An 11956-nucleotide genomic window follows, 5' to 3' on the forward strand; every position below is an offset into this window, starting at 1 on the left:
GGGGCTTTTTTATGCTGTTTATCACCGCGGGTATTCTGCGCAGCTTTCGTTAAATTTGAATGAACTAAAAAATGACCATATGCCGGGAGAAAGAGAAAAACGATTTATGCAGCATGCCATTGCTTTGTCGCGCCGGGGCATGGAAAATGGTGATGGCGGCCCCTTTGGTGCTATTGTAGTAAGAGGAGAGGAGATTGTGGGAGAAGGATGGAACCAGGTGCTGACAGATACCGATCCTACCGCCCATGCAGAAGTAGTGGCCATCAGGCAGGCTTGTAAAAAGCTGGGTACATTCCAGTTACACGACTGTGAAATCTTTACTTCCTGTGAACCATGTCCGATGTGTTTGGGGGCTATTTACTGGGCCAGGCCCATGCGTGTATATTACGCCAATACCAAGGAAGATGCGGCAGCCATTAATTTTGATGACTCATTTATTTACAAAGAAATCAACAAGTCACATACTGATAAAAAAATTCCGCTGATTGCAATGCCGACAGATGCCGCGTTAGGTGTTTTCCGGGATTGGAAAGAGAAAGGAGACAAAACACTATATTAACTATAAAAAAAATGCAGTAGTGTTACTGCATTTTTTTTATATGATTTTTATTTAACCCGGTGTATTGAAAAATGATAAGCCCAGAATAAGGCCAGCATCAAAAACAGGATACTAAGAATAATAACGGTGAGGTATATATAATTATCCGATTTTCTCCTGGTGCGGTAGCGTTTATGTAATTTCTTTAACAGCTCCCATTTCATCTCTCTGATCCATCCGGGTATCTTCTCTTTATCTTTGATGGCAGCCAGCCCTTCCAGTGCATCACTGCAAAGTTCGCAGTCGGCCAGGTGCATTTCTACCTCATGTTGTTCTTCAGCAGTCAGCTTACCCTGCACATAGTCCAGCAGCTGCTGTTGTGAAGGACAGCCAGTAGTTCCAAAGATATCGTTGAAATGCTCGTTCATATCACTATTAATGCAAATTAACTGTTGTTTGCGCGTTGTTGTTTTTCCAGTAAAAGTTTCAGGTTCCTTTTGCCATTCTGGATATAACTCTTTACCTGTAGCAGGTTATACCCTGTTTGATCAGCAATTTCCTGGTATGATTTCTTTTGCAGGTAAAACAGCTGTACACAAACTTTCTGTTCGGGGTTTAACAGGTTGATGGCCTGACCCATATTTTCCAGCAAGATATCCTTTTCCTGGTATACCCGCTTATCTTCTTCCTCTGCTGCGATGCCTCCCATATGTTTATCGGAAATTTCTTCCTTGTATTTCATATGTTTTTGCCGCAACTGCATGAGGCAGTAGTTTTTAGTTACCTGGTAAATCCAGGCCCTGAAATATTGTATCTCATGTTTATTGATGTCGGATAACATCTTGAGAAAGATTTGCTGCACGGCATCGCGCGCATCTTCTTCGTTCTTCAGGTACTTCATGCACATACCCAGTAATAGTACGGCATAGCGGTCAAACAGCACACCTATCCAATCACTGTTGTTATCAGCTTTGAACCGTTGCAGTAGCTCCTGGTCTGTTAGTTGTTGTATGTCTGGATTATTCACAGGCTAATAAATGGAATGCTGCATATAGGATGCAGCATTCACAAAAGTCCATAATATTTTTGATATATTTTTATTACATGCTGTCTAAAGCTTGCTGGGCTGCATTTTTCATGGTGCCATCCATGCGAATTACTTCTCTGAACATACGGCGGGCTTTGCCCATTTGTCCTTTACTGCGGTAGCAGATCGCCAGTTGATAGCGTGCCATCTCCACATATTTGCCAGAGCTCACAGATTCAATTCTCCTGTACCGGTCAATAGCTTCACCGAGGTTACCTTGTTGCTGATACACCATGGCGGCTTTGTAGAGATATTCATCGCTGTTGACGGCTGTTACCGGTGTTTCCTTTTTAGGTGGATCCGGGGTAGGAGCGGGCTTATCCTCTTTGGGAGCGGGTTTATTTTCTGGTTTGGGATCCGGCTTTTTGTCGTCGTCTTTTGCTTTATCAGCGGCGGCCTTTTTTATGGAATCGGCCTGTTTTTGTAATGCCTGTTGTCGTTTTACACTGTCTGCCGCTGCCTTCCTTTGCTGTGCTTTTAACGCAGCCGCTTTTTTCAGGGCAATAGAATCCGGCCGGGGGGGATTGGCGGCAATCACTGGCTTGGTAGTAGTTGCTGCCGGATGCGTAGCCGGCACGGGGGGGGCAGCTGTTGGTGTATTGTTTACCGGTGTTATTACCGGGGTAGTGGTCACCACGGTATCCTTCACGGAATCCCGGGAGGGCAGGGTAGCTGCCATTACTCTTACCGGCGGCTGGTTCCGCATATGACCACGCAATACATAAATACTGCCAACGCCCAAACCAATAAATGCGACTACCCAAAAGTAGGTGAGCATATGCTCCTTGTTCTTTTCTTTGCGGGTATACTGCGCTACTTTCTGTACATGCGAAACAGGTTGAATGCTGTTATGTACGTAGCGTTGTAGTTTATTGGTGAGATCCTGGTAATTATCGGTGTTTTCCTCTTTCTCTAATGCCTGCAGGGCATCATAACACAGATCACAGTCTGTGAGATGTTGTTCTACAAGATGTCTTTCCACGTCAGTCAATCTGCCATCGAGGTAGCGGGGTAACTGATCTCTGCTGAGGCAACGGATAGCGGAAAAAATCTTTAGTACTTTATCATTATTCGGTTTACTACTTAACATATCCCTGATTCATAAATAGCTTGGCAAGTTTTCCTTTGGCTGCTTTCAGCTGGGATCTCAGCTTGTCACGCGATAGGCCGGTGGCTGCTGAAAGATCCGCAAAAGATTTATTTTCAAGATAAAATTGCGTGATGATGGATTTGTCGTCTGTATGAAGTCGTTCTAATGCCTGTTCCAGACGTACAATCAGATCCTGCCGGTCAATAATGTTGGTGGCGGCTTTGTCTACGGTGTTTTCTATGTGTAATAAATCTCTGCCATCGCGTGATGGATAGAAAGGGGTGTTTTTTTCCGGTTTACCCAGGTATCCTTTCTGAATATGTAAGATCCACTCATTGGCCTTGTAGATGGTCTGCGTTTTAAGACTGGCACTAAGTCTTTGTAGCAGGGTAGGAAAAACAATATTGGGGTCCAGATTGGGATTATTTTTCAAATGCGGCATGGTAACAGCAACCAGCAGATGACTGTACCTGTCCATCAATACGCCTTCTGCCTCGCGATCATGTTGCTTCCTGGCGCGGGATATTAGCTCTTTGTCCGATAAATTGGTTAACTGTTGTTGCATAAACTTATTACTTTATATTTACGTACAAAAGCGGAAAAAGTTCATTTAGCGCATCAAATTATTGAATAATAAAACGGATTTATACAATTAATATGCCATACGCCATTGTCATTGTGCCAGTTGCGCCTTTACGGAATGCCGCGTCACATAAGAGTGAAATGATTTCCCAATTGCTGTGGGGCGCCTGTGTAGAAATCATAGAAACAGCTCCCGGGGGCTGGGTGCAGGTGAAAAACCAATACGACGAATATACTGGCTGGGCTACCATGGCTCACCTGGAACCAATTGATGAAGTTTTGTTCAAAACACCCGCCACTTGGTATTTTCCTGGCTGGGTGAACCGTGTTACCATGAATGGGCAACCGATGCAGGTCCCTTTTGGTTGCCTGGTAAAGAGTGCCGATAATAACGCTACCCAATGGGGCAATATTACCGTAAAATTCGAAGATAAGCCACTTCCCTATACGAATATTGCTGTAGCAGGGGTGACGGCGTTAAAGCAGGCTGCCATGCAGTTTTTAAACACCGGTTATCTCTGGGGTGGCGTCAGTGTGTTTGGGGTGGATTGCTCCGGGTTTACACAAAACGTATTTAAATTGTCCGGTATTCCGCTCTGGCGGGATGCTTATCAGCAGGCCACCCAGGGGCACCTGGTCGATTTTTTACAGGAAGCCCACCTCGGTGACCTCGCTTTCTTCGACAATGAAGAAGGCAGAATTACACATGTAGGCATCTTGCTCAATGACCACGAAATTATCCATTCTTCCGGCAAAGTCCGCATTGATCCGATCGATAACCAGGGCATCATTAATGCAGATACTGGTCTCCGTACGCACCAGCTACGGATTATCAAAAGATACTTCTAAGAAGCTAAAAGCATAAAGCAGAAAGCAAAAAGCTATTGTAGCGAATGATATACGCGACAATAGCTTTTTGCTTTCTGCTTTATGCTTTTAGCTTTGCTTGAAGATCTTGCGATAATCTTCGAAGCTCTGCGTAATAATCTCTGCTGCTTTAGCTTTGTTCTGGAATTCTTCTACCACAACGGTTTTCTTCTCCAGTCTTTTATATTCTTCAAAGAAGTGACGCATTTCATCAATGAAATGAGGCGGTAGTTCAGAAATATCGTTGATGTGATTTACACTCATATCGTTCGCTGCTACTGCGATGATTTTATCATCCGCTTCACCACCATCTACCATCTGCATTACACCGATGACTTTGGCTTCGATGATGCACATAGGTACGCATTCTATCTGAGACAATACCAGGATGTCCAATGGATCATGGTCATCGCAGTAAGACTGTGGAATAAAACCGTAATTGGCAGGATAATATACAGAAGAATATAAAACACGGTCCAGTTTCAGTAAACCGCTCTCTTTATCCAGTTCATATTTGGCACGGCATCCCTTTGGAATTTCTATAATTGCATTTACAACATTTGGCACTTCAGAGCCTGGGCTCACACTGTGCCAGGGATTTGTCATCATAATAAATGTACTTTACTTTAAGGTTTATTGTTCAATATTGGATTAATGCAGAAAAGTGAATAAGGTACTCACCTCACTTTTCATGAAGATATGGTCAGGTTTCCGGTAAGTAAAAACAGGAAAATCGCCACACATTCAATTCATTAATGCGTGGCAAAATTAAGGGAACTACCCGTTAATAGCTAAAAATTATCCCTTCCTTTTGTGTAAAAGGGGAGAAATTATTTAGTTTCAGGCATAATAATACCGGTAGCAGCGGTGGTATCTGCGGATAAAACCCCGGTAGAATCAAATGCGTTACCTGTTTGTGGTGCGTAGTTAGGTATGATACTGTCGAACGTCAGGGATATTTTCCATTGTCCGTTTTCTTTTACCATTTGTAGCACTTCTTTCTGGTGGGCAGAGGAGTTGAGTATGGTGACAGCTGCTTTGTCGCCGTTTTCTTCGATGTTGACTACCTCTATCCGCGCATTTTTGATCTTTTCTCTTTCCGGGCCACTACGGCGGCCATCAAAAATTGCGTAGATCTGTATTACCTGTTGAGACTCCTTGGTGGCATAGTCTCTTGCCTGGTCGTAGTTCGAATCCTGAATCGCATGCATAAACGCCAGTGCTACCTCTTCAGGGGAAGCCCGCTTTTTACAACTGCCCAGTAGCAACGTTGTAGTCAATGCCAGTGTCATGATTCGAAAAAAATTGGTCATGCGGTCGATAAATTATGATATATCACAACAAAAATAGGGGTAAACTTCAATTCTGCAAAGTCGTACAACGATAGTATAGCTCATTCACAGGCTTCCGGACTGAATCTTTCCCTTGGATAAAAAGAGGTGAACTTACGGCAATCGCCGTTAACAAAGAGTTAATATTTTAATATTTGGCCATTTTATTACCCGATATTTTCCCCTGTTCCGCATTTGCGGCGGAAAAATACCCGGTAACAAAATAGCCAAATACTACATCTGTTATTTGTCCTTATTGGCTTCGTAGGCCTTGATGATGGCTTTCACCAAACGGTGTCTTACCACATCTTCTTCATCAAGTTCTACATGTGCAATACCATCAATGTTACGAAGGATACGGCAAGCCCTTTCCAGACCGGATTGTTGATTTTTAGGTAAATCTATCTGCGTAAGGTCACCGGTAATAATGGCCTGGGCAGATGCACCGATACGGGTTAGAAACATTTTGATCTGCAAATCAGTGGCATTTTGCGCCTCATCCAGGATAATAAACGAATTATCCAGGGTACGACCACGCATATACGCCAGTGGAGCAATCTCAATCACGCGGTTAGTCATGTAATAACTCAACTTCTCCGCAGGGATCATATCATCCAGCGCATCGTACAATGGCCGCAGATATGGGTCAATCTTTTCCTTTAAATCTCCCGGAAGAAAACCCAGACTTTCTCCTGCTTCTACTGCAGGACGGGTCAGAATAATCTTCTTTACGGCTTTGTTCTTTAGCGCACGCACCGCCAACGCCACAGCAGTATAGGTTTTACCAGTACCAGCAGGACCAATCGCGAAAATGATGTCATTCTTCTCCGCTAAGGATACCATTTTTTTCTGGTTGGCTGTACGGGCTCTTACCGTACGTCCGTTGGGGCCAAATACCAATACTTCATTGGGGTTACGCTCACTGAAATTGTCAATTTTGGTACCTTCTTCGTCTCCAAGAATCTGTTCAAAATAGTTCTCCGTCAGATTACCATTTCGCTCCAGGTATTTAACGATCTGGCCGATTTTTTCCTCCGCTGTAGCCACTTCTTCCGGTGCCCCACTCAATTTTAACTGGGTGCCCCTGGACAGGATCTTAAGCAATGGGAATTTCTTTTTCAGCAGATCTAGTTTTCCGTTGTTAACACCGAAAAACTCAATGGGATTAATACTGTCTAAATTGATAATGGATTCAGTCAATGATTCTTGATTTAATTGTCCAGGAAATGATCGGTATTTTTCAATCCGAATATATTTAAATCTTGTACAACCTGGAAGACGCAATTGTTAAGCTATCACTAAATTCTCCCCCGCTACTTCATCAATTACGCCCAATCCTTCCACCTGTGCGGTTATACACAATTCTATTACTTTGTTAGGGTTACAATGTGCCGCAGCTTCCTTTACAGGTTTGTTACGCTCCGTCCCATGATAATCAAAACTTTCATCGCTAATAGTATTTAAAAAATGTTAATCTATATAGCTAACCCAAAGATATTGATCGGTTAGCAATTTCAGAAAACTGGAAATCCACAACACGTGGATAAATGATCAAACCCTACCATTCATCCCCTTGTTAAGCACGCATTTGTAAAGAATTGACCTTTATCCAACATTTTATTACTTTTACCAACATAATAGTGATTTTTTATTATATAATGCCTACTTTAGGACTTCCTGATACAACGATCTTAGATTCTGCTATCATATGAATGTAGTTATGCTGGAACAGCATTACCGGCACTTACAACATCTTGAAGCCGCTATTAATGCCTGTGCACTTTCTATTACAATAGATGCCGCTGGTACGGTGACTGCGGTAAATACGCAGGTGGTAGCCGCTTTGCAGCAATCGTCCGAAATACTGACAGGCCAGCAACTCACCCACATTCTCCGGCCAGCCAACCCAGACCAGTGGCAGAAAATATGGAATACCCTCCTCGCCGGCCAACCGGTACAGGAGCAATGTTGCTTTCTTAAAAACGAACATACTCCCCTCTGGCTCGAAGCCGGTATCAGCCCGTTACTCAATACCAACGGAGACCTGGAACATTGTATACTCATCGGCATCGACATCACCTCCCGCAAACTCGCCGAAATAAAAAGAGAACAAAATGAAATCTATTACAGCCAGGTACTGGAAAATCTTCCCCTCGGCCTGCAACAGTTTTCAACCGATGGCAAGAGCGTGGATATGAATAGCCGCCAACGCGAAATATGGGGCGATGCCCATCCCTTCTTTACAAAACCCGGCTACCAATGGCTACAGGACCCGTTCTACCGCCTCAATGGCCTGTCCGATTTGTTTGAAGAAGTGATCGTTACCGGCAAAACACTCAAACGCGAAATATTACTCAGCTACCGCGAAAAAAGAAACGAAAATATTACCCGGCTATACCCCGTTTACTTTGAGGCTACCCTATTCCCGCTCACAGATCAGCAGCGAAATATGGTCAACGTATTCCTCATCCTGGACGATATCACAGAGAAAAAACTCTCTGAACTCAGCCTCCAGAAAAGTGAACGACTCCTCGATAATATCATCGAAAACCTACCCATCGGCTATATTCAGTTCGATAACTTCGGGTTTATTCGCCGCATCAATCAAACCCAACGCTTCTTCTTTAATTCTCCATATCCCGCCGGCCGGCAACCTTTCAATGTCATGAACGACGACCTCTCCACCATGTTTGAGTTGGATAAGCTCTTCATTCAGGCGTTGGAAGAAAACAGGTCGCTGCGCGTGGAAAAGAAAATCGACTTCTCCCAGGATAAACGCTGGACTACCGTGGGCCGCGAGGTATACCTGGACCTGACCGTATTCCCCGTGATAGAGCCGATAGATAAGGAGATGATTGTAGTGGCGCTGGTAAATGATATCACCGATAAAAAAATGCAGGAACTGGAAAACAGGAAAAACCAGGAATTCCTGCAGCAAACCGGTACCATCGGTAAAATTGGGGGCTGGGAACTGGATATAGACAGTAATAAGGTGCGTTGGACAGACGAATCTTATCATATCCACGATTGCCCGGTAGGTACGACCATCGACCTGCAAAAAGCCAAAGGATACTATACCCAGGAAGCCAGAGAAATTCTCGATACCCTCCTGAAACAATGCCTGGAAACAGGGAAGCCTTTTGATGCACAACTCACTATTGTATCCGAACGGCAACAAGTGAAAAGGGTACGCTCCATCGGGCAGCCCGGCTATGTAGATGGCCGCCTGGTGAGGATGTATGGCGTAGTACAGGATATTACTGAACAAGTGGAAATACGGGATGCGCTCACCCGCAATACAGAGCTGATGCGGCTTTTCTTCGATACCATCGATATGGGATATGCCGCTATGGAAAGAAACGGGAACGTCAACTTCCTGAACCGCAAGGCCGAAAAAATGATTGGTCACCCGGTAGCCATAGGCAGCAATATCTTCCAGGAATTTCCCCGCCTCAGCGGTACCGTATTCTATGCCCGTTTGCAGGAATGTATCCTCCGGCAAGCCTCCCAGTCGTTCGGCATCTACTTCCCGGGGGTAGATAAGTGGTACGACTTCCTCCTCACACCCATGCAGGACGGCGGTATCTCTGTATTCATGCGGGATATCACCGACAGCCGTAAAATGCAGAAGGACCTCAGAAAAGCCAATGACCAACTGTCTAATCTGAACAAGAACCTGTTGAACCAGAACAAACAGCTGGAAGATTTTGCCCATATTACCTCCCATAACCTGCGGGCGCCCATCGCCAACCTGAAGGCATTAATGCAAATGCATAACGAGGCAGTAGCACAGCAGGAGAGAGACCTATACCTGGGCATGGTCCATGAGGTGATCAAAAAAATTGATGAAACCCTGAACGACCTTGTAGAAGTAGTACAGATAAGGAAAGATGTGAATGTGGAGAAGGAAAAGCTGCTGTTCTCAGAAAGGCTGCAGAAAGTAAGGGATGTATTGCTGGTGGATATCGAAACCAGTAACATCCAGATTACGTATAATTTTGGCGAGGAGCCGGTTATTGAATACCCAAGGGTATACCTGGACAGCATTTTACAGAATTTTATTACAAATGCGATCCGCTATCGTTCTTCCGAACGTACTCCTGCCGTACATTTGCAAACCTGGAAGGAGAATGAAAACATCCTGCTAAGTGTGCAGGACAATGGTGTGGGCATAGATATGGAGCGCTTCGGCAATAAGTTATTTGGCTTCCGTAAAACGTTTCATAAGAACAAAGATGCAAAGGGAATAGGCCTTTTTATCACCAAAACCCAGGTAGAAGCAATGGGTGGAAGTATAAGAGCAGAAAGCCATCCTGGAGAGGGAACAAAATTTATTATTACATTTAGATCAGAATAAACCCCCTTTATGAAGTTGATCAATACGATTTTTATTGTAGATGATGACCCGATTCACCAGCAGATTGCTAAAATCATGATCGAACGGCAGGCTATCAGCACTAACATCCGTGTGTTTTCGGATGCGCAGGATGTGTTGGATTATATCCGTGAAAATGCCCAGGATACTGCTGCATTGCCGGATCTTATTCTGCTGGATTTGAACATGCCGGTGATGGATGGCTGGGAGTTCCTGGAAGAGTATGCTGCATTTTGTGGTCAGCTACCCAAAAGTATCCGGATCTTTGTGCTTACCTCTTCTATTGATGAAAAAGACCGCGAGCGGGTAAGCGCGTATGATTTTGTAACAGGTTATCTCACCAAGCCACTATCAAAGGAAATTATTGCGCACTTGTCTTAAGTGCATGAATTGTTTTCTCCGGGTCAGCGGATGAAAATACTGCGCTGCCTGCCACCAGCACATTAGCGCCTGCATGAATGAGTTGCCCGGCATTTTCGGTTCCTATCCCTCCATCTACTTCAATCAATGCGTGTGCATGGGTGTCTGATATCAGCTTTCTCAGCTGTTTGATTTTATGATAGGTTTGTTCAATGAACGTTTGGCCGCCGAATCCGGGATTCACACTCATAACCAGTACTACATCAATATCACGGATTACATTTTCAAGCATGCTGATAGGCGTATGCGGGTTTAATGCAACGCCAGCTTTCATGCCCAGTCCTTTTATCTGTTGTATGTTTCTGTGAAGATGAATACAGGCTTCGAGGTGCACCGTTAAGATATCTGCCCCGGCTTTTTTGAAGTCTGCAGCATACTTTTCCGGTTCTTCAATCATTAAATGTACATCACAGGGCTTGTTCGCTCTTTTCTTTATTTGCGCAATCACCGGCAGGCCGTAACTGATATTAGGTACAAATCTGCCATCCATTACGTCGAGGTGAAACCAGTCGGCTTCACTGCGGTTCACCATATCAATATCTTTTCCCAACTCCAGGAAATTCGCTGCCAGTAAAGATGGCGCCACTAAAACAGGATGTTTTTCCAACTGCAGTATTTTTGAGTCATGTAAATTTAAGCAATTAAGGCTTCAGTCTTTGCAACGCCTCTTTTGCCTCTCTGAAATCTTTTTTAAACGAAGTGGCTTTAGCATAGTCATCTATCGCCATGGCTTTATTACCCAGTTGTTCCTGTGTCAGCCCACGGTAGTAATAAGCCCAGGCATCGGTGGGCGCTGATCTGGCGGCCAGGTTGTAATACGTATAGGCGTCTTTCCAGGCTTTTTTATCACTGTAAATTTTTCCCAGGGCCAGGTAGGCTTTTTCAAAGCCGGGATCTGCTACAATACATTTCCGGTAGGAGAGCAGTGCATTGGCGGGGTCACCCAGTTCTTCCTGGAACTGTGCCGCTTCATATAAAGGCCAGGCGTTGGCAGTATCTAACCGCCATGCCTGTGTATAATATGCCAGTGCAGCAGGTGCTTTGCGGCTGCGCAACAAGTCGGCGAGTTCCATCACGGCTTCAAATTCAGGCTGTGCGCCGGCGGCATGAATAGCAGAGGTAAGGTGGCGGATAGCGGTAACGGTATCTTGCTTGTCTTCCGCCATGCGGGCTTTCAGGTAAAAGGCTTTATCCCGTCCTTCTGCAGTAGTGGCCAGTACATTGGCGATACTATCTGCAGACGTATAAGCTTTATTTTCTATCAGGGCAGTACCCAGGCGGTATTGAAGATACGTATAGCCGGGAGCGGTAGTTAATGCCTGCCGGAAGTAATCTGCCGCCTTTTTATAGTCATTCACCATCAGGGCGGCTTCACCTGCGCCGGCCCAGTAGTCTGTATTGGCGGGTGTCAGCCTGGCGGCTTTTTCGAAATCAGCCTGCGCCAGCGCCGGATTGGTATTAAACAGTAATAGCGCACGACGGTAATACAACTCCGGGTTGTCCGGAAACTGCCGGATAGAGTCCGAAACAGGACGGATAATGTCACTTTGTAATACGGTGTCGGCATTGGCAGTAGCTGCCGGCTGCCGGGTGCCGCCATTGTTACAGGCTACGGCACCCGCTAATAACAGGAGGATAGATAAATACTTCATACGAGCGCCAAAAC

Annotated in this window: 13 protein-coding genes; 4 read left to right on the forward strand and 9 right to left on the reverse strand. The window is 44.9% G+C overall.

Annotated elements, in window-relative coordinates; translation table 11 throughout:
• The first annotated feature begins 79 nt into the window (after window positions 1–79).
• On the forward strand, window positions 80–559 hold the full coding sequence (locus AC5ZC7_RS07390; RefSeq protein ID WP_496160229.1) for a deaminase: 480 nt from the start codon (window positions 80–82) through the stop codon (window positions 557–559).
• Window positions 560–606: 47 nt separating this feature from the next.
• Here AC5ZC7_RS07390 and AC5ZC7_RS07395 read toward each other — a convergent pair whose 3' ends face one another.
• The 4 genes from AC5ZC7_RS07395 to AC5ZC7_RS07410 all read right to left on the reverse strand — a co-directional run bounded on the left by AC5ZC7_RS07395 (window position 607) and on the right by AC5ZC7_RS07410 (window position 3280).
• Window positions 607–966: a zf-HC2 domain-containing protein gene (locus AC5ZC7_RS07395; RefSeq protein ID WP_496160228.1), complete on the reverse strand. Its 360-nt coding sequence runs from the start codon at window positions 964–966 to the stop codon at window positions 607–609.
• 17 nt (window positions 967–983) lie between these two features.
• Window positions 984–1565 (reverse strand): sigma-70 family RNA polymerase sigma factor, encoded by a 582-nt coding sequence (locus AC5ZC7_RS07400; protein ID WP_496160227.1) that lies wholly within the window; start codon window positions 1563–1565, stop codon window positions 984–986.
• A 73-nt stretch (window positions 1566–1638) separates the two neighbouring features.
• Window positions 1639–2715, reverse strand: coding sequence for a zf-HC2 domain-containing protein (locus tag AC5ZC7_RS07405; RefSeq protein WP_496160226.1), 1077 nt, complete (start codon window positions 2713–2715; stop codon window positions 1639–1641).
• Entirely contained in the window at window positions 2705–3280 is a 576-nt protein-coding gene (locus tag AC5ZC7_RS07410; RefSeq protein WP_496160225.1) for a sigma factor-like helix-turn-helix DNA-binding protein, read from the reverse strand. Before AC5ZC7_RS07410 ends, AC5ZC7_RS07405 begins: the two co-directional genes overlap by 11 nt.
• A 92-nt stretch (window positions 3281–3372) precedes the next feature.
• Here AC5ZC7_RS07410 and AC5ZC7_RS07415 point away from each other — a divergent pair, with 92 nt between their 5' ends.
• On the forward strand, window positions 3373–4146 hold the full coding sequence (locus AC5ZC7_RS07415) for an NlpC/P60 family protein (protein ID WP_496160224.1): 774 nt from the start codon (window positions 3373–3375) through the stop codon (window positions 4144–4146).
• 87 nt (window positions 4147–4233) lie between these two features.
• Here AC5ZC7_RS07415 and AC5ZC7_RS07420 read toward each other — a convergent pair whose 3' ends face one another.
• The 3 genes from AC5ZC7_RS07420 to AC5ZC7_RS07430 form a co-directional block, all read right to left on the reverse strand.
• Window positions 4234–4773 (reverse strand): inorganic diphosphatase, encoded by a 540-nt coding sequence (locus AC5ZC7_RS07420; protein ID WP_496160223.1) that lies wholly within the window; start codon window positions 4771–4773, stop codon window positions 4234–4236.
• A 221-nt stretch (window positions 4774–4994) separates the two neighbouring features.
• The gene (locus AC5ZC7_RS07425; protein ID WP_496160222.1) at window positions 4995–5477 is read right to left on the reverse strand and encodes a nuclear transport factor 2 family protein; all 483 of its coding nucleotides are present in this window, start codon (window positions 5475–5477) and stop codon (window positions 4995–4997) included.
• 261 nt (window positions 5478–5738) lie between these two features.
• Complete coding sequence (locus AC5ZC7_RS07430) at window positions 5739–6695, reverse strand: PhoH family protein (protein WP_496160221.1); 957 nt, start codon at window positions 6693–6695, stop codon at window positions 5739–5741.
• A 508-nt stretch (window positions 6696–7203) separates the two neighbouring features.
• Here AC5ZC7_RS07430 and AC5ZC7_RS07435 point away from each other — a divergent pair.
• Window positions 7204–9852, forward strand: coding sequence for a PAS domain S-box protein (locus AC5ZC7_RS07435; protein WP_496160220.1), 2649 nt, complete (start codon window positions 7204–7206; stop codon window positions 9850–9852).
• 9 nt (window positions 9853–9861) lie between these two features.
• Window positions 9862–10251: a response regulator gene (locus tag AC5ZC7_RS07440; protein WP_496160219.1), complete on the forward strand. Its 390-nt coding sequence runs from the start codon at window positions 9862–9864 to the stop codon at window positions 10249–10251.
• On the opposite strand, the gene rpe is transcribed toward AC5ZC7_RS07440, so the two are convergent.
• Both rpe and AC5ZC7_RS07450 read right to left on the reverse strand, forming a co-directional pair.
• Window positions 10232–10897, reverse strand: a complete 666-nt coding sequence (rpe, locus tag AC5ZC7_RS07445) for a ribulose-phosphate 3-epimerase (RefSeq protein WP_477076382.1) — start codon at window positions 10895–10897, stop codon at window positions 10232–10234. The two genes, AC5ZC7_RS07440 and rpe, sit on opposite strands and share 20 nt — an antisense overlap.
• A gap of 34 nt (window positions 10898–10931) precedes the next feature.
• Window positions 10932–11942 (reverse strand): tetratricopeptide repeat protein, encoded by a 1011-nt coding sequence (locus AC5ZC7_RS07450; protein WP_496160218.1) that lies wholly within the window; start codon window positions 11940–11942, stop codon window positions 10932–10934.
• Between the last annotated feature and the right edge of the window lie 14 nt (window positions 11943–11956).

This window comes from Chitinophaga sp. 9-1-y, from assembly GCF_059511905.2.